This window comes from Delftia sp. 60, from assembly GCF_002754395.1.
GTDB classification, from domain to species: domain Bacteria; phylum Pseudomonadota; class Gammaproteobacteria; order Burkholderiales; family Burkholderiaceae_C; genus Comamonas; species Comamonas acidovorans.
In genome coordinates this window covers 4,233,526-4,254,867 of sequence record NZ_PEFD01000001.1, presented here as the reverse complement: position 1 = coordinate 4,254,867, position 21,342 = coordinate 4,233,526, and the positions used below count along the sequence as shown (strand labels likewise).

The following is a 21,342-nucleotide window of genomic DNA, read 5'->3' as shown; positions in this document are numbered from 1 at the left end:
ACAGTGGGGCTTGCAACAACAGAGGAGTCCACCTGTGGCGACACCCAATTACGCCTATGAAAAACGCCAGCGCGAACTGGCCAAGAAGCAGAAGAAGCTAGAGAAGGAGAAAGCCAAGGCCGAAAAAAGACCCGACGAGCATGAGGGCGGCGGCTCAGAAGGTAATGCGCAGGCATCTCCTGCAGCAGCCCGTCCCGGCGAGGAAGGCCGCGGCAGCTGACACCCTGCCTGCCCTGAGCTCAGGGCAGCAGCTTGCTGAGCTGGGGCCAGACGTTGTCCAGCATGCGCGGCTGGGCCTTGGCCGTGGGGTGGATGCGGTCGGCCTGGAACCACTGGGCCGAATCGGCCGCATCACCGATGCCGGCCAGCAGGAAGGGCACCAGCGGCACCTTCTGCTCCTGCGCCACCTTGGCAAACAACTGCTCGAACTGGCGCGTATAGCCGCTGCCATAGTTGGGCGGCACCTGCATGCCCACCAGCAGCACCTTGGCTCCGGCATCCCGGGCCGCGCGGACCATGGCGTCCAGATTGCCCTGCGTGCTTTGCAGCGGCAGACCCCGCAGCGCATCGTTGCCACCCAATTCGATCACCACCACCGATGGCTTGTGCTGCTTGAGCAAGGCAGGCAGGCGAGAGCGGCCGCCCGAGGTGGTCTCTCCACTCACGCTGGCGTTGACCAGCGGCACATTCTTTGGGCTCTCCTGCAGGCGCTTTTGCAGCAGTGCCACCCAGCCCGTGCCACGGGCCAGTCCGTATTCGGCACTCAGCGAGTCGCCCAGCACCAGCAGCGGGCCCGGCTCGGCTGCCCACGTGGACGTGGCCGTCCAAGTACCCAGCAGGCCGAAGGCCAAGCCGGCCGATATAAAGTGGCGGCGTCGGCGCATTGCGCGCAGCTTGTCTTGCATCGTCTTCCCATCCTCCATGTCACAAAGCACTGCCCAGCCCCTGATCGAAGTCGAGCATGTCTTCAAGTCGGTCAGCGATTCGACCGGAACACTGGATATTCTGCGGGATATCGATCTGCGTTTTGCCGCAAGGGAAACCGTGGCCATCGTCGGTGCCTCGGGCTCGGGCAAAAGTACGCTGCTGTCCATTCTTGCCGGCCTGGATACGCCCACGCGCGGCACGGTGCGGCTGCAGGGCCAGGACATGTTCGCGCTGGATGAGGATGCACGCGCCGCCGTGCGCGCGCAAAAGCTCGGCTTTGTCTTCCAGAGCTTCCAGCTGCTGGGCAATCTGACGGCGCTGGAGAACGTGATGCTGCCGCTGGAGCTGGCGGGCAGCCGCGAGGCCCGCCGCCGCGCCACCGAGATGCTGGAGCGCGTGGGCCTGGGCCAGCGCCTGGGTCACTATCCCAAGCTGCTGTCGGGCGGCGAGCAGCAGCGCGTGGCGCTGGCCCGCGCCTTCGTGGTCGAGCCCGCCGTGCTGCTGGCCGACGAGCCCACGGGCAGCCTGGACTTTGCGACCGGCGAAACCATCATGGAGCTGATGTTCGCGCTCAACCGCGAACGCGGCACGACGCTGGTCATGGTCACCCATGACCGAGCCATCGCCGCGCGCTGCGAGCGCCGCGTGACCATCGAGGCCGGCCGCGTTGCCAGCGTCGAAGAGGGGCAGGCGCTGGCGGCCTGATCGGACGCCAGCAAGGGGTGGCGCTCAGGCCGCCACGGCCTCACGGCGCCCGGCTGCCTCGCAGGCAGCTGCCGTGAAGATCACGTCGGTCGAGGAGTTCAGCGCGGTTTCGGCCGAGTCCTGGATCACGCCGATCACAAAGCCCACGCCAACCACCTGCATGGCCAGATCGTTGGAGATGCCGAACAGGCTGCAGGCCAGCGGAATCAGCAGCAACGAGCCGCCGGCCACACCCGAGGCTCCGCAGGCGCAGACCGCGGACACCACGCACAGCAAGATGGCGGTCAGCAGATCGACCTCGATGCCCAGCGTATGGGCCGCAGCCAGCGAGAGCACGCTGATGGTGACGGCGGCGCCGGCCATGTTGATGGTGGCGCCCAGCGGGATGGAGACGCTGTAGGTGTCCTCATCCAGGCCCAGGCGCTTGGCCAGCGCCAGGTTCACGGGGATGTTGGCGGCCGAGCTGCGCGTGAAGAAGGCCGTCACCGCGCTCTCGCGCAGGCAGGTCAGCACCAGCGGATAGGGGTTGCGGCGCGTCTGTGTCCAGACGATGAGCGGGTTCACCACCAGGGCCACGAAGAGCATGCAGCCCAGCAGCACGGCCAGCAGGTGCGCGTAGTCCAGCAGCTTTTCCAGGCCAGACTGTGCAAAGGTGCCGGCCACCAGGCCGAAGATGCCCAGCGGCGCCAGCCGGATCACGCCCTGGATCACGCGGGTGATGGCCTGGCCCAGGTCCTGCATCACGGTGCGCGTGGACTCCGAGGCATGGCGCAGGGCCATGCCCATGGCCAGTGCCCAGGCGAGGATGCCGATGTAGTTGGCATTCATCAGCGCACGCACGGGGTTGTCGAAGGCGCTTTGCACCAGGGCCATCAGCACTTCGCCAATGCGCCCGGGCGCGCCCTGGGCCGGGGCGGCATCCTTGAACTGGATGGTGGAAGGGAAGGCCATGCTGGCCGCCACGGCGACCACGGCCGCCGCAAAGGTGCCCAGCACATACAGCCACAGGATGGGGCGGATCTGCGTGGCCTGGCCAGGCCGGTGGTTGCTGGTGGCCGAGACCACCAGCAGCAGCACCAGCACGGGCGCCACGGCCTTGAGGGCGGAGATGAACAGCGTGCCCAGCAGGGACACGGACTGGGCGGCCTCGGGCCAGAGCCAGGCCAGCAGGCCGCCAGCGACCAGGCTGATGGCGATCTGGCCGACCAGGCTGGTGCGGGCAAGCCGGGCGAAGAGGGCTTTGAGCATGATGGTTGGCAAAGAAAAGGAAAAAACTCAAGCGATGGAAAAATGCAAAGCGGCATGCCCGTGGCTACGGTGCATGCCGCAATGTGCAGGGCTGCTGGAAGGCGGCCAAGCCGCGCAGTGTAGCGGCTACGTAAAAACCACAGGAGCCGTTGCGCGCAGACGGGCTTCGCAAGGCGGGGCCCGGGGCACCGCTCAATTGGCGGGATAATTGCGCCCCATGTCGTCCCCCAAAGTTCTCTTCGGCTTCCACGCCGTCGGCGTGCGCATGAAGACCGCGCCCCAATCCATCATCGAGGTCTACTACGAGGCCACGCGCCGCGATGCGCGCATGCGCCAGTTCCTCGACCGCGCCAAGTCGGCCGGCGTCCGGCTGATCGAGGCCGACGGCGAACGCCTTGCCAAGCTGGCTGGCAGCCATGGCCACCAGGGCGTGGCCGCGCGCGTGGAGGCGGTGGCCCAGGTGCATTCGCTGGACGAATTGCTGGAGCAGCTGGAGGCAGACGGCATCAGCAAGCCGCTGCTGCTGGTGCTGGATGGCGTGACCGATCCGCACAACCTGGGGGCCTGCCTGCGCGTGGCCGATGGCGCCGGCGCCCATGCGGTGATTGCGCCGAAGGACCATGCGGTAGGCGTGAACGCCACCGTGGCCAAGGTGGCCAGCGGCGCGGCCGAGACCGTGCCCTATTTCATGGTCACCAACCTGGCGCGCACGCTCAATGAGCTCAAGGAGCGCGACATCTGGATCATCGGCACCAGCGACGATGCGCCCAAGACCCTGTACGAGGTGGACCTCACGGGCCCCACGGCCCTGGTGCTGGGCGCCGAAGGCGACGGCATGCGCCAGCTCACGCGCAAGACCTGCGACGAGCTGATCGGCATCCCCATGATGGGCGCCGTCTCCAGCCTCAACGTGTCCGTGGCCAGCGGCGTGTGCCTGTACGAAGCGCTGCGCCAGCGCGGCCAGGGCACCACGCCTGCCGTGTCTGCCGCCCCGGCTGACCAGATCTAGGCCGGCGCGCCGCTGGCGCCCGCACTTGCACCTTCGGCCGTACCCAGTTCCACCACGCTCTCGAAGCCGCCCCAGAACATGCGCTTGGCGTCGAAGGGCATGGTGGCCGGGTCCATGGAGGCAATGCGCGGATCCTTCATGACGGCGGCATTGATGCGGTCGCGCTCCGCGCGCGACGCATAGATGATCCATGAGAAGAACACGACCTCGCCTTCCTTGAGCTGCACGGCCTGTGGAAACGAGGTCAGCTTGCCCATGGGCACGTCATCGCCCGCGCATTCCCAGTACTGCAGCGCGCCGTACTCCATCCATACCTTGCCTGCGGCCTGCGCCACCTCGCGGTAGGCCTGCAGGTTGGCCCGGGGAACGGGCAGCACGAATCCGTCGATGTAGTGCATGACTCTCTCCTGGTGAAATCCGGCTTCAGAGCCGGGCTGCGAGCTCGGCCAGCTGGTCCGTGCACTGGCCCCAGCCGGTGTGAAAACCCATGGCTTCGTGCTGGGTGCGGTCGGCAGCACTCCAATGGCGCACCCGGGCGGTATAGCGGGTCTGGGCACCCTCGGGATCGAAGCTGACGATGCCCGTCATGAAGGGCTTGTCGGCAGGCACCCAGCCTTGGGTGAATGCGTCGGTGAAGACCAGGCGGCGGTTGGGAATGACTTCCAGGTAGACACCGTTGCCGGGCATCTCCTGGCCTTCAGGGCTGCGCATGATGATGAGGCTGTGGCCGCCGGGTCGCACATCGTTGTCCACCCGGGCCACGCTCCAGGGGCTGGGCGCAAACCATTGCTGGATCAGCGCGGGTTCGGTCCAGCAGCGGTAGAGCCTGTCGGCGGGAATGTCCAGCAGGCGCGTGAGCACCAGGTCGTTGGCGTGTTCGGGAAGGTCTTGTGCTGTCATGGCGCTCCTCATTGCATGGAATGCAGGCCGATTCGGTTGCCCTCGGTGTCCACCACGACGGCGCAGTGCCCGTGGGGGCCTATGGAGAATTTGGCCTGCTCGATGCGCCCGCCTGCGGCCTCGACGCGGCCCTGTTCGATGGCACAGTCCTCGCAGCCGAAATAGACCAGGGTGCCGCCGCCGCCGGAAGGTGCGCCGTCCATCCGCACCAGCATTCCGCCCGCGCCGGGGCCTGTCATGTCCATCGGAAAGGACAGCATCTCCTGGCTGTCGGAGCCATCGGGCGCGGGCAGATGCTCCAGCTTGCCCTGGAAGACGGTTTCATAGAACCGGCGCGCACGCGCCATGTCCTGCACATGGATCTCGAACCAGACGACTGGGTTGGCGTTCATGAAGACTCCTTCTTGGGTGACAGAGGCAATGTGTCGGCCGGCCTTGTTCAGGCCTCGCCCTTGACGTTGACCATCCAGGGTGTGTTGAAGCGGTCCGTCACCATGCCAAAGCCCGGCGACCAGAACGTGGCCTGGAAGGGCATGGTCACCTTGCCGCCTTCGGCCAGCGCGTTGAAGATGCGGCCGCCTTCGGTGGCGTCGTCCACGCCGATCGAGATCCACATGCCCTGGGCCTGCTGGTAGCCACCGCCACCGCCACCGCAGTTGTCGGTGGCGTCCGAGGCCATCAGCGCCTGGTCCTTGATCTGCAGGTGGGCATGCATGATGAGCCCCTTGGCGGAATCGGGCATCTGCTCCATGCCCGGTGTCTCGCCAAAGGTGCTCTGGTGCACGATGGTGCCGCCGAACAGCCTGGCGTAGAAGGCAAAGGCCTCGGCGCAGTTGCCGTTGAAGTTCAGATAGGGGATGAATTGCATGGAATGCTCCTGAAGTGGTTGGTGGCGAGGGGAGGGGGAGAGGAGTGGGAGGATGGGCGCCGGAGGCCTCAGCGGCCGTCATGCGCGCGCTCAAGAGCGGCGATGTCCAGCTTTTGCATGCCCAGCAGGGCCTGCATCACGCGCTGGGCGGCGGCCATGTCGGGGCCCCCCATCCAGCCCGCCATCTGGGCCGGAACGATTTGCCAAGACAGGCCATGGCGGTCCTTGAGCCAGCCGCATTGACGCGCCGCCGGGTCGCCGCCCTCGGACAGGGCGCCCCAGTAGTGGTCTATCTCGTCCTGCGTATCGCAACTGACCATCAGCGAGACGGCCTCGTTGAAGCGGAACATCGGGCCGCCGTTGAGCGCCAGAAAGGGCTGGCCGTCCAGCTCGAATTGCACCGTCATCACGCTGCCCGCCGGCCTGCCGTGGATGTCGTGGCCGGCTTCGCCATAGCGGGCAATGGCCGTGATGCGGGAATCGGGAAAGACTTCTGTATAAAAGCGCGCCGCCTGCTCGCCCTGGTTGTCAAACCAGAGGCAGGGCTGGATGCGGCCGGTGTGCAAAGCCATGCTTGTCTCCTTGGTGACGGTGAAAACCGTTTTTGCCGTTCGATGCCGGCTTTTTATCGATTTCTGCCCGGCGTGTGTACGCCGTTCACATATGCTAGGGACTAAAATGGACGCTGTCCACATCAGGCGCTGTCAGCTTCGGTGTCAAGCTGTAAATCGGCGAGGCAGGGCTGTCGTCCCTTGCGTGTGACGTGGTCATGCAGAAAAAAAAGGAATCAAAACAGTGACGCAGCGACGTGTCAGGCGTGAGTCATACCACCATGGCGACCTGCGCCAGGCCCTGGTCGAGGCTGGCCTGGCACTGGCGCGCGAAGGCGGTCCCCAGGCCATCGTGCTGCGCGAGGCCACGCGGCGGGCGGGCGTGGCGCCGAATGCGGCCTATCGTCACTTTGCCAACCGCCAGGCACTGTTTGATGCCGTGCGCGCTGCGGCCCTGGGCGCACTGGCCGCGGCCATCGAGGCCGAAATGGTCCAGGCCCGTGCCCTGCCCGATGCGCTGCAGCGCTCACGCGCCTTGCTGGCTGCCGTGGGCCGGGGCTACCTGGGCTTTGCCCAGACGGAGACCGGCTGGTTCCGCACGGCCTTTGCCTCTGTCGAGTACGACGTGGACCTGCCGCCCGACACCACGCGTGCGGCGGCCATGGGCCTGAACCCGTTCGAGCTGCTGGGCTACGCGTTGGACAGCATGGCCGAGGCCGGCGTGCTGCCGCCCGAGCGCCGTCCCCAGGCCGAGTTCCTGGCCTGGTCGGCCGTGCACGGCATGGCCTTGCTGGTGATCGACGGCCCGCTGCGCCGTGCCACACCCGAGCAGCGTCGGGCGCTGGCGCTGCGCCTGTTGGAGATGGTGGAAAAAGGCATTTGATGCGCCCTGGGGCGGCGCTGCCGCACAATGGCCTGCTTTTTTTCCTTCGCCCTCCGATGCCCGACGAACCTTCCCCCACTTCGCTGCCTGCGGCTGCCGCCGAACTGCCCGGCCAGGGTGAGCTGCACGAGCTGCGCGAGCGCATCGCGCATGCAGCGCACATCGCCGTGCTCACGGGCGCAGGCGTCAGTGCCGAGTCCGGCGTGCCCACGTTCCGCGATGACAAGAACAGCTATTGGGCGCAGTTCAACCCGCAGGACATGGCCAGCGAGGCGGGCTTTCGCGCCCATCCGCAGCGCGTGTGGCAGTGGTATGCGCACCGGCGCGAGGCCGTGGCGGCAGTGCAGCCCAATGCAGGCCACCATGCGCTGGCGCAGTGGGCCTTGCAGCACCCGGGCCGCATGACCCTGGTCACGCAGAACGTGGATGGCCTGCACCAGCGCGCGGGCAGCCCCGGCGTGCTGTGCCTGCATGGCGAGTTGATGCGCGACCGTTGGCTCGAGCGGCCCCGCGCCTGCTGCGACCTGGCCGGGCAGAACCCTGGCGAGCCTCCGCAGTGCCCTGTTTGCGGCAACCTGGTGCGCCCGGGCGTGGTCTGGTTCGGCGAGTCCCTGCCCATGGGCGTATGGCAGGACGCCGAGGCTGCCGTGCAGCGCTGCGAGGTACTGCTGGTGGTCGGCACCTCGGGCGCCGTGTATCCGGCAGCGGGGCTGGCCCGCATCGCGCGCCGGGCAGGCGCGCACGTGGCCGTCATCAACCCGGCGCCTTCCGAGCTGGATGACGCAGCGCACCAGTGCCTGCGCGGCCCATCGGCCCAGATCCTGCCCGCGCTGCTGGCGGGCTAGAGGCCCCGGGCCAGGGCGGGCAGGCTGCCCTGGCCTGCGCAGGTCACTCCCTTGCGCCTTCTTCCTGACTGGCCTGGTTGAGCTCGGCCACGTCCTGAGCCGACAGCTGCAGGCGCGTGGCCTGCACCAGTTGCTGCAACTGGGCCAGCGAGGTCGCGCTTGCGATGGGCGAGGTCACAAACGGGCGCTGCATCTGCCAGGCCAGGGCCACGCACGCGGGCTGGCTGTTCAGGCGCGCGGCCACGGCGTCCAGGGCGTGCACTATGCGCAAGCCGCGCGGGTTCAGGTAGGTGGCCACGGTCTTGCCACCGCGCGCACTCTTGGCTGCGTCTTCGCTGCTGCGGTACTTGCCCGTCAGAAAACCCGCTGCCAGCGCATAGAAGTTGATGATGCCCACCTGCTCGGCCGCGCACAGCGGCGCCAGATCGCGCTCCAGCACGGCGCGGTCGTACAGGTTGTACAGCGGCTGCAGGCTCTCGTAGCGCGGCAGGCCCAGCTCGGCGCTGGTGCGCAGGGCCTCGGCCAGACGCGGCGCGCTGTGGTTGGAGGCGCCGATGGCCCGCACCTTGCCTGCGGCGATCAGGTCGGCAAAGGCGCCCAGGGTATCGGCCAGCGGCACGCTGGCATCGTCGTCATGCGACTGGTACAGGTCGATGTAGTCCGTCTGCAGGCGCTGCAGCGAGGCATCCACGGCCTGGCGGATGTACTCGGGGCGCAGGCCCACCCGGCCCTCGCCCATGTCCTTGCCGACCTTGGTGGCCAGCACGATGTCGGCGCGCCGTCCGCTGCGCTTGAGCCATTTGCCGATCACGGTCTCCGACTCGCCGCCCGCATGGCCCGGCGCCCAGCGCGAGTACACGTCGGCCGTGTCGATGAAGTTCATGCCGGCATCCAGCCAGGCGTCGAGCAGCGAGAACGACGTGGCCTCGTCCACGGTCCAGCCGAAGACATTGCCGCCAAAGCACAGCGGCGAGACCTGCAGGCCGCTGCGGCCCAGGGAACGAAGGGAAGGGGCTTGCGCCATGTACGGCTCCTTTTGACGAAAAAACCAGGGTAGTCCTCAGGACCTCTCAGATCCAGCCCAGCGCACCCAGCAGCGCGCCCGCGCCCAGCAGCCACAGCAGGTGGATGCGCGTGCGCCACACCAGCAGGGCGCAGGCCAGGGTCAGCAGCCACAGGCGCCAGTCCTGGGCCGGGCGGCCGCTGGCGCTGCCCAGCAGCCAGCCCGTGGCCAGCAGCAGCCCGATGACCAGCGGCCCCATGCCCTGCTTGAAGGCACGCACGCCGCGCCGGTTCTTGTTGCGCTGGCCCCAGCGCGAGGCCTGCCAGGCCAGCAGGGAGCTGGGCAGCAGGATGCCGACCATGCAGATGGTCACGCCCAGCGCGCCAAAGGTCCATGCCAGCGGCCCGGTGCCCCCGCCCGCGTTCAGGCCCAGGTTCCAGCCCAGCAGGGCGATGAAGAGCACATTGGGCCCGGGCGCCGCCTGGGCGATGGCGATGGAGCTGCTGAACTGCGCCTCGCTGAGCCAGCCGTGGCCATCGACCAGGAAGCGGTGCATGTCGGGCGCCGTGGCAATGGCGCCGCCAACGGCCATCAGCGACAGCGTCAGGAAATACAGCAGCAACTGCAGCCAGTCGGCGGGCTGCAGGTTCAGGGCGATCTGGTGGGCGGCGTTCATGGGGCGAGCTTTCTCCAGGTCAGCACGCAGCCGGCACCGCCGACCACCAGCAGCACCCAGGCCAGCGGCACGCGCAGCACGGCCATGGCAATGAACGAGGCCAGCGCCAGGGCCGCGCTGCACCAGCGCCCCAGCGGGTGTCGGCTCAGCGTGCTGGTCAGCTTCAGCCCCATGCCCGCCACCAGGCCGGCCGCGACGGCGCCCATGCCGCGCAGCGCCCCGGCCATGGCGGGGTGGTCGGCCAGCTGCGAATAGATCACGGTCAGCGTCAGCACCAGCAGCATGGGAAAGCACAGCATCCCGCACACGGCGACCACGGCGCCACGCCAGCCGAAGTAGCGCTCGCCAATGGTGATGGACAGGTTGACCACATTGGGCCCGGGCATGATCTGGGCCACGGCCCAGTCCTCCACAAACTCTTCATTGGTCAGCCAGCGCTTTTTCTCGACCAGCTCGCGCTGTACCACGGCCAGCACACCGCCAAAGCCCTGCAGGGCCAGCCAGGTGAAGGACCAGAACAGGTCGCGCAGGTTGGCCGGGGCGGGGCGCTGGGCAGGCGCATCGGCGGTGTCGTGTGGCGGGGAAGCCTGGGGCGGCGATGCGGGCATGTTCTGGCTTGTGTCTGGGCCGCCCGGGCAGGGCCCGGGGACGGCATCGCTGTTGTCATGGGGTGGAACCGTGCGGGCCGATCCTGTCTCCGTGCCTGCCTCGGGGTGGCACGCACGGAATATTAATCCTGCGCAGCGGCCTCGTCGGCAGCGGCCCCATCGGCAACGGCGATGGGGGCATTGCAAGCGCAGATGGCTTGCTGCCGGCATGCGCCCAGGCCTGCCCGCCGGCCTGCCTGAACAGGAGTAGATTCTCTCCACCCACACAACCCGAGGATCTCCGGCATGGACATGGATTGGAGCAAGGCGCTGCAGGAAAGCCTGGTCTGGCTGGCGGCGGCCTCAGTGATCACCGTCGTGGCTTTCGCGGCCGTGGCGCTGCTGCTGGTTCGATTCACCCGCTGGGGTCGGCAGTTCTGGCAGCTGGCCGGCCCGTTCCTGCACCCCAGAAACAGCTGGTGGCCGCTGCTGGTGTTCATGCTGCTGCTGGTGCTGGCCCTGGTCTCGGTGCGCATGAACGTGCTGTTCTCCTTTTGGTACAACGGCTTCTACAGCGCGCTGCAGGAGCTGGACCAGAAGGGCTTCTGGCGATTCCTGGGCATCTTTGCTGTGCTGGCCACCATCCACATCCTGCGCGAGCTGTTCAATTTCTATGTGAACCAGGCGTTCCGCATCCGCTGGCGGGTCTGGCTCAACGAGCGCGTGACCACCGACTGGATGCGCGGCGACGCCTACTACCGCAGCCACTTCCTGGACGAGCCGGTGGACAACCCCGACCAGCGCATCGAGCTGGATGTGAACACCTTTGTCTCGAACTCGCTGACCCTGGCGCTGGGCGCCGTCAGCGCCGTGGTCTCGCTGGTGGCGTTCACGGGCATTCTCTGGGGGCTGTCCGCGCCCATTGCCGTGGCGGGCGTGGAGGTTCCGCGGGCCATGGTCTTTGCGGTCTACGTCTACGTGATCATCGCCACGCTGATTGCCTTTCGCCTGGGCCAGCCGCTGATCCGGCTGAACTTCCTGAACGAGAGGCTGACCGCCAACTTCCGCTACGCCCTGGTGCGCGTGCGTGAATATGCGGAGAACATCGCCTTCTACCAGGGCGCGGCCATCGAGCGCAACACGCTTTTGACGCGCTTCTCGGCATTGATCGCCAATGTCTGGGCTCTGGTCTACCGCAGCCTGAAATTCGACGGATTCAACCTCACCGTCAACCAGGTGGCCGTGGTCTTTCCCTTTCTGCTGCAGGCGCCGCGCTTTTTCAGCGGTGCCATCAAGCTCGGTGATGTGATGCAGACCTCGCAGGCCTTTGGGCAGGTGCAGGATGCGCTGTCCTTCTTCCGAACCTCCTACGACACCTTCGCCCAGTACCGCGCTGCGCTGGACCGCCTGTGCGGCTTTCTGGATGCCAATGCCCAGACCCGCGAACTGCCCCAGGTCGTCCACAGAGAGCAACCCGGCGCCCTGGACATCGAGGACCTGCAGGTCAGCCGCCCTGATGGCCACCACCTGCTCAGCGGCCTGCAACTGAAGCTCATTCCCGGTCAGGCGTTGCTGATCAAGGGGCCTTCGGGCAGCGGCAAGACCACCTTGCTGCGGTCCATTGCCGGCCTGTGGCCGCACGCCGAAGGCACGGTGGGCCGCCCGGGCGGCCACCAGGCGCTGTTCCTGTCTCAGCGTCCGTATCTGCCGCTGGGTGACCTGCGCACGGCCATTGCCTATCCCGCCGATGCATCGCCGCTGGACGACGAGCGGCTGCAGCAGGCGCTGCGCCAGGTCAGCCTGGCCCATCTGGCCGACAAGCTGGATGTGAACCAGGATTGGTCCCGCATCCTGTCGATTGGCGAGCAGCAGCGCCTGGCCTTTGCCCGCGTGCTGTTCAACCGGCCCGCCATCGTCTTTCTCGATGAATCCACCTCGGCCATGGACGAGGGCCTGGAGCATGCGCTGTACACCCTGCTGCGCGAGCAGATGCGCTCGACCATGCTGGTGAGCGTGGGCCACCGCAGCACGCTGGCGGGTTTCCATACCCACGCGCTGGCGGTCGATGGCAATGGCGGGTGGACGCTGTCGGAAGGAAGCGCACCGCAGAGCGCGCCCCGGGCTTGATCCGCGTGCGGCCCTGGGCCGCGCGCGATCAATCGTCCATGGGCAAGGGATCGCAGTTGCCCAGGTCGGACGGCGGCGGCTCGCGCAACTGGCGTACCGCGTCGCGCAGGGCGGTGCGCAGGCCCTCTTCCAGCACGGGGTGGTAGAAGGGCGCACGCAGCAACTCGTGCACGGTCAGTTGCTGCTGCACGGCCAGGGCTAGCAGATGGGCCAGATGCTCGCCGCCCGGTGCGCACATTTCTGCGCCCAGCAGCAGGCCGCTGGCCGGGTCCGCATAGACGTGAAGCAGGCCCGCGTTGTGCTGCGCAGCGCGCGCACGCCCCTGGTGCGCGAAATCCACGCGGCCCACCACGAAGTCCTGCCCCAGCAGCGCCTTCATGGGCTGGCCCACGACGGCCGCGTTGGGCGAGCTGAAGACAATGGACAGCGGCGTGCGCCGCTCGAAGCAGGCCACGTTCTCTGCCATGGCGTTGGTGCCCGCGATATGGCCTTCGTCCACGGCCTCATGCAACAAAGGGCGGTCGCCATTGGCATCGCCCGCGAGGAACAGCGGCAGCTCGCCGACCTGCAGTGTCTCGCGGCTCACGGGCGGCTGCCCATGCTCGTCCAGCTCAAGCCCCAGCGTCTCCAGCCCCAGGCCTTCCAGCTGCGGGCGCCGGCCCATGGCGGCCACCACGTGGTCCACGACGATGCGGGTGTCACCTGCACGCACGACGATGCTGCTGTCCGGACCCTTGCTCAACTGCACTTCATGGTCGGTGATCACCACCATCTCTTTCTCAAGCAGATGCCGCAATGCGTCGGTGACATTCGGGTCGGACAGGCCCGCCAGCTTCGGGCCGCGTCCCAGTGCGGTGACCTCCAGTCCCAGCCGCGCCAGCGCCTGTGCAATCTCCACGCCCAGCGGACCCAGGCCGACGACGGCCACGCGCGGGCCCAACGTCTTGCGTTCGAACAAGGTGTCGGTGGTCAGGATGCGCTTGCCAAAGCGCTTCCATTCCTCCGGCACCACAGGGCTGGAGCCCGGAGCGAGGATGAGCTTGCGCGCAGCCAGCACCTTGCCATTGACCTCGATCCGATTGGCCGCCAGCAGCCTGGCACGCCCGTCGATGGCCCGCCAGCCCAGGCCCTCCGTGGCCTTGATCGTGCTTGCCACGAACTCGTCGCGCAGCTTGCGCAAGCGGCGCAAAACGGCGGGCAGGTCCAGCTGCAGCCCGCTCGCGCCGCGTATGCCGAAGGCATCGAAGTGATGGCGTGCATGGAAGGCGTTGGCCGCCTCGATCAGCAACTTGGACGGCATGCATCCCACCCGCGCACAGGTCGTTCCCCAGGGCCCGTCGTTGACGATGGCGAAATGCTCCGTGTGCTTGCGCACCTCGCGCAATGCCGACAGTCCGGCCGAGCCGGCACCGACGATGATCACGTCGAGGGCGGTGGTGGGTGGGTTTTTCATGCTGTCTGATTCCTTTGACTGTGGCACCAGGTCCCGTGGAGGTCTCCGCTGCCGGTGGATGTGCCGAAAGGTGTGCCGACGGGAGTGCCGACTGAAGTGCCGACAGATGGTCGAGATGACTGCCTCGCCTGCCATGGGAGATGCGTGCCAGTCTGCATGCTGGCGCTCGCGGCAGCCGTAGGCGAAGGGCCGAAACCGCTGCTGGACATTCATGGCCCGGCCCGTGCCGCGCAGGGACTAGCCGGATGCCCAGTGTTGCCATGCCGCGCCCGTGCGGCTGCCTGATGCGTCGAAATCCGCTTCCCGCGCAAAGCGCCTGAGAGATGTCTCGGTAACCCTCAAATGGCTGACACGGCACAAGCGGCTTTGAGCCGTCTGCAGCCAGCGGCGCAGGGACCAATCAAGCTGCGCCATCACCCCGCCATGCACCTGTGCGCTGTGCAGGCGTAGGCGGCCATCGAGGATGAAGGCCTTCACCGACCGTGCGGACAGCTGCAGATCCTCGCAGACCTGCCGCAGCCCGACGCCCTCGCGGACCCGGGTGCTCAGGCCGCGCCTGTGCATCTGGCAGCGAACGGAGCGTTCGCTGCGGTTCAGCCGGCGGCAGATCACTTGCACGGGCAGGACGCCGGCCCAGCGTTCGAGTGCAAGCAGTTCTGCGGGACTCCAGCGGCGGCGAATTGCGCCATTCGGCCATGCGCTGTCGGATGTCAGGCAGTGTTTGATTGCCATGGAAAGCTCCCATTCATATGGCGCTGCGCTGTGGCATGGCCTGAATCCCGGATGCCGATGAGACAATTATTGATGGGGGACTCTTGTGCAAGCTTTTGATTTTGTTGATTGTTTTTGTTGTTTTGATTGCTGCTCGGATGGACGGCTCCATACCGCGATGCCTATCGTGGGGCCGGGATGCGGATCACGGAAATAGCGTCTGCCCCGGCGCGCATATGCCAAGCCCCATGCGGATTTCCTGTTCGGCGCCCGATTTCCATGAACGACTTCTTTGCTTTTTCAGGAGAACCCTTCATGCGCCTTCAGCCAAAGCATTTGAATTTTTCCGTTGCGTGCCTTGCGTTGCTGGCACTGCCGGCCGCGCAGGCCCTGCCCATGCAGGACGTGGGCACGTCGGCAGGCCCGCAATGCGTGGGCCTGGACATCAACAACAGCGGCCATGTCGTGGGCGCCTGTGCAGAGAGCGACGGCTCGTCCGCAGGCTTCGTGTCGCTGGCACCGGGCAGTGCGGCAGACCTTGTGCGCCTGTCGCCGGGGCGCAACTGCAACGCGGCGGCCATCACCAACAGCGGCCAGGTGGTGGGCAGCTGCCTGGACGGCAATTCGGTGTCCGTGGGCGTGTTCTGGAATGCGGCCACGCCCGCCACGGTGCAGACACTGCAGCCGCTGACGCTCGATGTGCGCAGCATGCCCACGGCATTCAACCAGGGCGGCTATGTGGCAGGCGTCAGCCTGAGCGGCAGCAACACGGCCCGCCCTGTCATGTGGCGCAACAATGAAACCACGGCACGCGCGCTGCCGGCGGGTCTGCTGGGCCTGAACAGCACCAACTGCATTCCGTCAGATGTGGACAATTTCGTGGTGGGCGGCAACATGCCGGGCATCGTGGGCAACTGTCCCGACAACAGCGGGCATCCGCGTCCTGTCTATTGGTCTGCCGCAGTCCTGGGCGGCTATATGGCCACGGCCCTGAACCTGCCTCTCAATGCCGTCTTCTGCCGCGCAAAGACCGTCGTCAATACCCGCATCATGGGCTACTGCGATTTTGGTGCCCAAGGTGGACGCACCGTCGTCTGGCTCAACTCGTCCTCCAGTCCGCAGGTGCTGTCCATATCGTCCCCGCCCGCGCGAAACAGCGGCGTCGATCTCAACATCCTCGGCGAGGTGATTGGGCACTACCAGTTGGCAGACGGGCGCAGCATGCCCTATTACTGGAACAGCCAGACCGGTGTCATCCGCGATATTCCTCCGCTGCCTGGCGGCATGAATGCACGTGTGGTGGATATCGGTGACAACGGAACAGTGGCAGGCCACAGCGAACTGGCCGACGGAAGTTCGCACGCCATCACCTGGACCCCCTTGGGCGGCACCGTGGACCAGGGAACCCTCGCAGGCGGCGAGAACAGTGCGGCCTCGGCACTGAGCCAGGATGGCTGCTACATGACAGGAAGGAGCGAAGTCGCGCAACTGGCCACGCATGCCTTCGTGCAGAACCTGTGCACGCCATGAAGGCGGAGCCTCATCTCACACCGTGCATAAAGGAAATACCATGAAGATGCGATATCCAAGACTTGCAACCCCACTGGCAATCGCTGTGTGCGGGCTCTGGGCCCCTGCAGTGCAAGCGAACGGCATTTCATTCGAGAATTTTTCCTCCTCCAATGCGGCACAGGCTTTTGGCAGCTCATATAGTATGCCGCCCCTGATGATGATGGCGCAAACGAGCGAGTCGTCGAAATTGATGGAAATGATGACTGCGAATATAGGTGAAACCAGACTAATGCCACTTCAGATGATTGCGAAAGGGATATGAGCATGTTTGCGGTATGAATGCGCCTGTGGTGAATATAGGCGATACCGCAATGGTGGCTTGCCACAGCGAAATGAGCGATGAAAGCTTTCGCGCCATCATGCGGGCGTCCACAGACAACGCGTGCTGTGTGCAGAATCTGTGGACTACTGCTCGTCAGTATCAATTCGAAAACGATGAGATAAAGGGGTTGAAATGAGAGTTCGATATGAAAAATCATTGTCCACTATGGCGGTATTTATTGTTTTAATGTCCTCCTCCGCGCTGCATGCGAATAATATTTATTTTTCGGAAGATGGTCTAATAAATTTGGAAAATAGCAGCCTGCATGCGGATGATGGTTTAGTTGAATATGTCATTTGTGAAGCTGTTTTGCTATTGAAAAGTGAGGGGCTGGCAGTTGCTCATTGCCTGGGGCGTTCCTTTGGGAAATTTCATTAATCGGACCTTGAGAACAGGCTGTGCTAACTATTTAATTTCACGTGACTCATTGTCCCGGCTTGCCATTTTGCATTGAGGGTATTCGATGGGTGATCACCAGCATCAAATCAGTCTGGCAATGCCATGCGGCCCAGCCTTCCGCCATGGCTGGGCGCCCGTTCCGGCGCAGGGGCATCGTCGGCCATCAACTTCCCCATCAGCCCTCGCAGGATCGCCAGCGTCGGCGCCTCGCTGCGCTGACGCAGCGTGACCAGCCCGAAGCGGGCGGTGCTGCGCATGGGCGGGTCCATTGGCAATTCGGCCAAGTCCGGGGCGACGGCGCGCACGGCCAGCAGCACGGTGTCGCTGTTGCGCGCAACGTCCACGAGGCTGGGCAACTCCTCGCACTGCAGTGTGACGAACCGCGCCGGGTGTGCTGTGGCGCCATAGGTCTCCACCAGCAGCCAGGCCACCTGGTCGCTCAGCGGTGTGGAGGCGACGGGGTAGCGCTGCACATCCTCGAAGCGCAGCTCCCGCTGCAGGCGGGCGAGTGGATGGTCGGTGCGGCACATGAAGGCGGCGCGCATTTCGTGCACGACGTCCAGCGCAAGGTCGGGTGCGGGCCTCAGCGCGCGCAGGTCCACGACCAGGGCGTCGAGCAGGCGCTCGCGTAGCGAGTGCACCAGCAGATCGGTGCTGCCGCGCGCCACCTCGGTTCGCACGCCGGGATGGTGCACGGTCATGTGCTGCAGGAACGGCGTCATCAATATTGCGCCGGGGCCCGATCCCAGGCCCACACGCACGGTGCCGGCCGCACCCTCGCGCAATTGGCGCCCCCTGTCACGCAGCTCGTCGGCTTCAGCCACCAGGGCGCGCGCCCGTTCCAGCATCTCGCGGCCGAAGGCTGTGAGTTCGCCGCGGCGGCCGATGCGGTCGAACAAGGGTATGCCCAGCTCCTGCTCCAGCGCGCGCACGCTGCGGCTGAGGGCCGGCTGTGTCAGATGCATGGCCTCGGCCGAGCGGCTGAAGGAGCCGGTCTGCGCCACCGATATGAGATGCCTGAGCTGCACCAGCGTCATGATTTTTCGCGCCCTGAAGTCTGCATGAAACTCATGCTAATGCAGCCAACAATGCATTGGACGTTCGATGACCCGGCTCCTAGGATGCCGCGTATCCGGCCGACCGAGCCGGAGCCATCCACCAAGGAGACATGATGAGATTTTTGTTCCAGCGCGTTTGGCTGACGGGCGCCGGCCTGTTGCTGAGCGCGGGCCTGGCCTGTGCGCAGAGCCCGTCCTCCAGGCCCGTAAGCCTGATGGTTCCCTATCCGGCCGGCGGCCCTTCGGACGCCATTGCCCGCATCTTCAGCGTGCCGCTGTCCAAGGCGCTGGGCCAGCAGGTCATCGTGGAGAACCTGGGCGGCGTGAGCGGCGCCATGGCCGCGCAGAAAGTGCTGGCAGCGCCGCCCGACGGGCACTACGTCTTCCAGGGCTCGCCCAACGAGGTGATCCTGTCGCCGCTGGCCAATGCCGCCGTGCGGCTCAAGGCGGAGGATTTCCGGCTGGTCCATCCCGTGGCCGAGGCTGTGATGGTGTTTGTCGCCCGCAAGGACCTGGAGGCCGGCAACGTGGATGAGCTGATCGCGCTGGCCCGCAAAAGCGCCAGCCGGCCGCTGTCGTACGGCAGCGTCGGGATTGGCTCGCTCTACCACCTGATTCTGGAGAAGGTGCAGCAGGACGCTGGCATACAACTCATGCATGCGCCCTACAAGGGCAACGCGCCGCTGCTGCAGGACATCGGCAGCGGGCAGGTCGATTTCGCTGTGCTCGTTTACAGCGCTGCCATGGGCGCGCTGGCCGAGCAGGGCCGGCTCAAGATCCTGGGCCAGCTGGGGGAGCAGCGATCGGAGCTGCTCAAGAATGTGCCCACGGTGCGTGAGGGCCGGGAGCTGAAAAACTTCGCCTACAAGACCTGGACCAGTTTCCTGGTGCGCAAGGACACTCCGCAGGAGGTGGTGCAAAGGCTGCACCAGGCGATAGGCGCCATGCTCAAGGACCCGGGCGTGCGCGAGCAACTGGCCCTGCAGACGCAGCTGGCCGCGGCGCCCATGTCGCTGGCTGAGGCCGCGCAGTTCTATGAGGCCGAGACCGCCCGCTACCGCAGCATTGCCCGCTCCATCCGCCTGCAACCCCAGTGAGATGCCGCACATGAACACCCTTCTGGACACTTTGCGCGGCTCGGCCGCAGCCTTCGTCGAGGTGCGCCGCGACATCCACAGGCACCCCGAGCTCGGCTTCGAGGAACATCGCACCAGCGCCCTGGTCGCGCAGCAACTGGAGCAATGGGGATACGAGGTGGAACGCGGCCTGGGCGGCACGGGCGTTGTGGGGCGGCTGGTGCGCGGCAGCGGCCACCGGCGCCTGGGCGTGCGCGCCGACATGGATGCGCTGCCCATCACCGAGGCCAATGCCTTCGCCCACGCCAGCACGCATGCCGGTGTCATGCATGCCTGCGGCCATGACGGCCATACGGCCATGCTGCTGGCGGCGGCCCGGCATCTGGCCGAGCACGGCGGCTTCGACGGAACGCTCACGCTGATCTTCCAGCCTGCGGAGGAGGGCGGCGGCGGTGCCCTGCGCATGATGGAAGACGGGCTGTTCGAGCGCCACCCCTGCGACGCCATCTTTGCCATGCACAACATGCCGGGCATGCCCCAGGGGCGGTTGGCGCTGCGCGAGGGCGCAGCCATGGCGTCCTCCGACTACGCCACGCTCACCCTCACCGGGGTGGGCGGGCATGGTGCCATGCCGCACCGCGCGGCCGACCCCATCGTTGCGGCCGCCAGCATCATCATGGCCTTGCAGACCATCGTCTCACGCAACATCGATCCGCTGCAGATGGCGGTGGTGACCGTGGGAGCCATCCACGCAGGCAAGGCCAACAACGTGATTGCCCACAGCGCTGTGCTGGAGTTGAGCGTGCGTGCGCTGGATACCGATGTGCGCAGGCTGCTGGAGCAGCGCATTCGCGACCTGGTGAGTGCGCAGGCCGAGAGCTTCGGCGTGCAGGCGCAACTCGAGTGGCGACCCGGCTATGCGGTGCTGGTCAACACGCCCAAGGAGACGGACTTCGCGCGCCAGATCGCGCTGGAGCTGCTGGGCCCGGAACATGTCACGCTGCAGGCGCCGCCCTTGCCGGGCAGCGAAGACTTTGCCTTCATGCTGCAGCGCGTGCCAGGCAGCTATCTGCTGATTGGCAATGGCGAGGGAAGCGAGCAAGGCGCCTGCATGGTGCACAACCCGGGCTATGACTTCAACGACGACAACATCGCCGTGGGAGCCGCCTATTGGGTGCTGCTGGCGCAGCGGTTTCTGGTGGCCGGTTGAACTGCTTGAGCTCGGCGCATCTCATTCGCCGTGGTGGATTTCCATCCAGCCCACGCGTCCTTGACCGCTCTCATTGAGGCGGCTCACAAAGCCTTCAGCCTGCGACTGCGGCAGGCGCAGATCGAACTGCACCAGCGATCCATGCTCGACCTGGAGCAGCTCGGCGCCTGCTGCATCGATCTCGCGGCGCACCAGGCCTTCCAGCGCATAGGGCACGGCGCAGCGCAGCGATTGCATGCGCAGCAGTGTCACTTTCTCGGCGGTCAGCAGGGCCTGGGCCACGGCATCGGTGTAGGCGCGCACCAGGCCGCCTGCGCCCAGCTTGACGCCGCCGAAGTAGCGCACCACGGTGGCCAGCACGCCTTCCAGGTCCTGGTGGCGCAGCACGTCCAGCATGGGGCGGCCTGCCGTGCCGCTGGGCTCGCCGTCATCGACGGCTGCCGACTGGCCGCCTGCCAGCAGCGCCCAGCAGACATGGGCGGCGCCGGGGTGCTCGCGCCATAGCGCATCGACCACCGCCTGGGCGCTGGCGCGGTCGGCCATGGGCTGCACGCAACCGATGAAGCGGCTTTTCTTGATGATGAGTTCGCTGTGCGCGGGCGCGCGGAGTGTCTGTGGCATGGAGGGCGGCAAGCTTACCCGATCGCCCCTGGCCCGGGGTTTGGCGCATGGATTCATTACGCCTTTATTACGAAGCGCTACACATTTGTGAGCATGCGTACCTTGTGTCATTTCAGCTTCAGAGGGTTGCATCCAGGTTTGTCCTACAGAAATCGTGAAAGATTCGCAGTAAGCTTTCTGTCAAGGAGGCGCAACCATGAACACCCCACCTTCCCGCGATCCCGTTCTCACCGAACACACCTTTGGCCGCGATCATTTCAGTCCCCCGCCCATGGCGCTGGAGCAAGCTGGTCAGGACCATGAAGCCGCTGGCGGCGGCATTCCTCTGGATCTGGACCAGCGCATCCGCAACGTCGGCGAATGGTGATGGCAGGTGCCGCCTGGCCAAGGGCCTGCAGCGGCATCCGTGCTGTCAGGCCCGGCTGGACCGTGCAGCGGCCCGCCGACAGGCGGTGACCCTCAAGCGAACAGACCGCGAACCAGGCGCAGCAGGCTCTTGCCTCGCTGCGCTGGATTTATCATTTCCAGTTCCACATACCCACCCAGGCCGGCTGCGCGAAGCGCCGGCCTTTTTTGCATTCCTGCAGGAAC

The 21,342-nt window shown here is 66.2% G+C and carries 26 protein-coding genes; 12 read left to right on the top strand and 14 right to left on the bottom strand.

The window, feature by feature from the left end; genetic code table 11:
• Positions 1 to 34: 34 nt before the first annotated feature.
• Positions 35 to 220: a hypothetical protein gene (locus tag CLV01_RS19260; protein ID WP_043782093.1), complete on the top strand. Its 186-nt coding sequence runs from the start codon at positions 35 to 37 to the stop codon at positions 218 to 220.
• A gap of 19 nt (positions 221 to 239) precedes the next feature.
• Here the strand turns inward: CLV01_RS19260 and CLV01_RS19255 are convergent, their stop codons facing one another.
• On the bottom strand, positions 240 to 905 hold the full coding sequence (locus CLV01_RS19255; protein WP_013802181.1) for an arylesterase: 666 nt from the start codon (positions 903 to 905) through the stop codon (positions 240 to 242).
• Between the two features lie 16 nt (positions 906 to 921).
• Between CLV01_RS19255 and CLV01_RS19250 the strand changes: the two genes are divergently transcribed.
• A complete protein-coding gene (locus CLV01_RS19250; protein WP_099733475.1) occupies positions 922 to 1,632 on the top strand; it encodes an ABC transporter ATP-binding protein in 711 nt (236 codons plus the stop codon).
• A gap of 24 nt (positions 1,633 to 1,656) precedes the next feature.
• Here CLV01_RS19250 and sstT read toward each other — a convergent pair whose 3' ends face one another.
• A complete protein-coding gene (gene sstT / locus CLV01_RS19245) occupies positions 1,657 to 2,880 on the bottom strand; it encodes a serine/threonine transporter SstT (protein WP_013802183.1) in 1,224 nt (407 codons plus the stop codon).
• A 217-nt stretch (positions 2,881 to 3,097) separates the two neighbouring features.
• Here sstT and rlmB point away from each other — a divergent pair, with 217 nt between their 5' ends.
• Positions 3,098 to 3,889, top strand: coding sequence for a 23S rRNA (guanosine(2251)-2'-O)-methyltransferase RlmB (rlmB, locus tag CLV01_RS19240; RefSeq protein ID WP_012205857.1), 792 nt, complete (start codon positions 3,098 to 3,100; stop codon positions 3,887 to 3,889).
• Here the strand turns inward: rlmB and CLV01_RS19235 are convergent.
• The 5 genes from CLV01_RS19235 to CLV01_RS19215 form a co-directional block, all read right to left on the bottom strand.
• A complete protein-coding gene (locus CLV01_RS19235; RefSeq protein WP_088164526.1) occupies positions 3,886 to 4,287 on the bottom strand; it encodes a DUF1428 domain-containing protein in 402 nt (133 codons plus the stop codon). The two genes, rlmB and CLV01_RS19235, sit on opposite strands and share 4 nt — an antisense overlap.
• A gap of 25 nt (positions 4,288 to 4,312) precedes the next feature.
• Positions 4,313 to 4,789 (bottom strand): SRPBCC family protein, encoded by a 477-nt coding sequence (locus tag CLV01_RS19230; RefSeq protein WP_099733476.1) that lies wholly within the window; start codon positions 4,787 to 4,789, stop codon positions 4,313 to 4,315.
• Between the two features lie 8 nt (positions 4,790 to 4,797).
• Complete coding sequence (locus CLV01_RS19225) at positions 4,798 to 5,181, bottom strand: VOC family protein (RefSeq protein ID WP_013802186.1); 384 nt, start codon at positions 5,179 to 5,181, stop codon at positions 4,798 to 4,800.
• A gap of 47 nt (positions 5,182 to 5,228) precedes the next feature.
• Entirely contained in the window at positions 5,229 to 5,657 is a 429-nt protein-coding gene (locus tag CLV01_RS19220; RefSeq protein ID WP_099733477.1) for a VOC family protein, read from the bottom strand.
• A gap of 68 nt (positions 5,658 to 5,725) precedes the next feature.
• Positions 5,726 to 6,229: a VOC family protein gene (locus tag CLV01_RS19215; protein ID WP_013802188.1), complete on the bottom strand. Its 504-nt coding sequence runs from the start codon at positions 6,227 to 6,229 to the stop codon at positions 5,726 to 5,728.
• Between the two features lie 223 nt (positions 6,230 to 6,452).
• On the opposite strand from CLV01_RS19215, the gene CLV01_RS19210 reads away from it, so the two are divergent.
• Both CLV01_RS19210 and CLV01_RS19205 read left to right on the top strand, forming a co-directional pair.
• A complete protein-coding gene (locus CLV01_RS19210; protein WP_013802189.1) occupies positions 6,453 to 7,091 on the top strand; it encodes a TetR/AcrR family transcriptional regulator in 639 nt (212 codons plus the stop codon).
• Positions 7,091 to 7,936 (top strand): SIR2 family NAD-dependent protein deacylase, encoded by an 846-nt coding sequence (locus CLV01_RS19205; protein ID WP_099733478.1) that lies wholly within the window; start codon positions 7,091 to 7,093, stop codon positions 7,934 to 7,936. The genes CLV01_RS19210 and CLV01_RS19205 overlap by 1 nt, the downstream gene beginning before the upstream one ends.
• A 43-nt stretch (positions 7,937 to 7,979) precedes the next feature.
• Here CLV01_RS19205 and CLV01_RS19200 read toward each other — a convergent pair whose 3' ends face one another.
• The 3 genes from CLV01_RS19200 to CLV01_RS19190 are packed head-to-tail and all read right to left on the bottom strand — an operon-like array spanning position 7,980 to position 10,223.
• Entirely contained in the window at positions 7,980 to 8,960 is a 981-nt protein-coding gene (locus CLV01_RS19200) for an aldo/keto reductase (protein ID WP_099733479.1), read from the bottom strand.
• 46 nt (positions 8,961 to 9,006) lie between these two features.
• Positions 9,007 to 9,615 (bottom strand): chromate transporter, encoded by a 609-nt coding sequence (locus tag CLV01_RS19195; protein ID WP_013802192.1) that lies wholly within the window; start codon positions 9,613 to 9,615, stop codon positions 9,007 to 9,009.
• A complete protein-coding gene (locus tag CLV01_RS19190) occupies positions 9,612 to 10,223 on the bottom strand; it encodes a chromate transporter (protein WP_099733480.1) in 612 nt (203 codons plus the stop codon). Before CLV01_RS19190 ends, CLV01_RS19195 begins: the two co-directional genes overlap by 4 nt.
• A 285-nt stretch (positions 10,224 to 10,508) precedes the next feature.
• Here CLV01_RS19190 and CLV01_RS19185 point away from each other — a divergent pair, with 285 nt between their 5' ends.
• Positions 10,509 to 12,329, top strand: a complete 1,821-nt coding sequence (locus CLV01_RS19185) for an ABC transporter ATP-binding protein/permease (protein WP_099733481.1) — start codon at positions 10,509 to 10,511, stop codon at positions 12,327 to 12,329.
• A 28-nt stretch (positions 12,330 to 12,357) separates the two neighbouring features.
• Here the strand turns inward: CLV01_RS19185 and CLV01_RS19180 are convergent, their stop codons facing one another.
• A complete protein-coding gene (locus CLV01_RS19180; protein WP_099733482.1) occupies positions 12,358 to 13,782 on the bottom strand; it encodes a dihydrolipoyl dehydrogenase in 1,425 nt (474 codons plus the stop codon).
• 237 nt (positions 13,783 to 14,019) lie between these two features.
• Positions 14,020 to 14,514 (bottom strand): hypothetical protein, encoded by a 495-nt coding sequence (locus CLV01_RS19175; RefSeq protein ID WP_099733483.1) that lies wholly within the window; start codon positions 14,512 to 14,514, stop codon positions 14,020 to 14,022.
• A 294-nt stretch (positions 14,515 to 14,808) separates the two neighbouring features.
• Here CLV01_RS19175 and CLV01_RS19170 point away from each other — a divergent pair, with 294 nt between their 5' ends.
• The 3 genes from CLV01_RS19170 (at position 14,809) to CLV01_RS28920 (ending at position 16,765) form a co-directional block, all read left to right on the top strand.
• Positions 14,809 to 16,023, top strand: coding sequence for an HAF family protein (locus tag CLV01_RS19170; protein WP_046239844.1), 1,215 nt, complete (start codon positions 14,809 to 14,811; stop codon positions 16,021 to 16,023).
• Positions 16,024 to 16,063: 40 nt separating this feature from the next.
• Positions 16,064 to 16,327, top strand: coding sequence for a hypothetical protein (locus CLV01_RS28925; protein WP_143290016.1), 264 nt, complete (start codon positions 16,064 to 16,066; stop codon positions 16,325 to 16,327).
• Between the two features lie 192 nt (positions 16,328 to 16,519).
• A complete protein-coding gene (locus tag CLV01_RS28920) occupies positions 16,520 to 16,765 on the top strand; it encodes a hypothetical protein (protein WP_143290017.1) in 246 nt (81 codons plus the stop codon).
• 107 nt (positions 16,766 to 16,872) lie between these two features.
• Here CLV01_RS28920 and CLV01_RS19165 read toward each other — a convergent pair whose 3' ends face one another.
• Positions 16,873 to 17,823 carry a LysR family transcriptional regulator gene (locus tag CLV01_RS19165; protein ID WP_099733484.1) on the bottom strand — a complete coding sequence of 317 codons (951 nt, stop codon included), beginning with the start codon at positions 17,821 to 17,823 and terminating at the stop codon, positions 16,873 to 16,875.
• 134 nt (positions 17,824 to 17,957) lie between these two features.
• On the opposite strand from CLV01_RS19165, the gene CLV01_RS19160 reads away from it, so the two are divergent.
• Positions 17,958 to 18,941, top strand: coding sequence for a tripartite tricarboxylate transporter substrate binding protein (locus CLV01_RS19160; protein ID WP_013802199.1), 984 nt, complete (start codon positions 17,958 to 17,960; stop codon positions 18,939 to 18,941).
• Between the two features lie 10 nt (positions 18,942 to 18,951).
• Positions 18,952 to 20,130, top strand: coding sequence for a M20 aminoacylase family protein (locus CLV01_RS19155; RefSeq protein WP_099735104.1), 1,179 nt, complete (start codon positions 18,952 to 18,954; stop codon positions 20,128 to 20,130).
• Between the two features lie 21 nt (positions 20,131 to 20,151).
• On the opposite strand, the gene CLV01_RS19150 is transcribed toward CLV01_RS19155, so the two are convergent.
• Positions 20,152 to 20,751 carry an IMPACT family protein gene (locus CLV01_RS19150; protein ID WP_099733485.1) on the bottom strand — a complete coding sequence of 200 codons (600 nt, stop codon included), beginning with the start codon at positions 20,749 to 20,751 and terminating at the stop codon, positions 20,152 to 20,154.
• Between the two features lie 196 nt (positions 20,752 to 20,947).
• On the opposite strand from CLV01_RS19150, the gene CLV01_RS29225 reads away from it, so the two are divergent.
• Positions 20,948 to 21,118, top strand: coding sequence for a hypothetical protein (locus CLV01_RS29225; protein ID WP_012205835.1), 171 nt, complete (start codon positions 20,948 to 20,950; stop codon positions 21,116 to 21,118).
• The last annotated feature ends 224 nt before the right edge of the window (positions 21,119 to 21,342 follow it).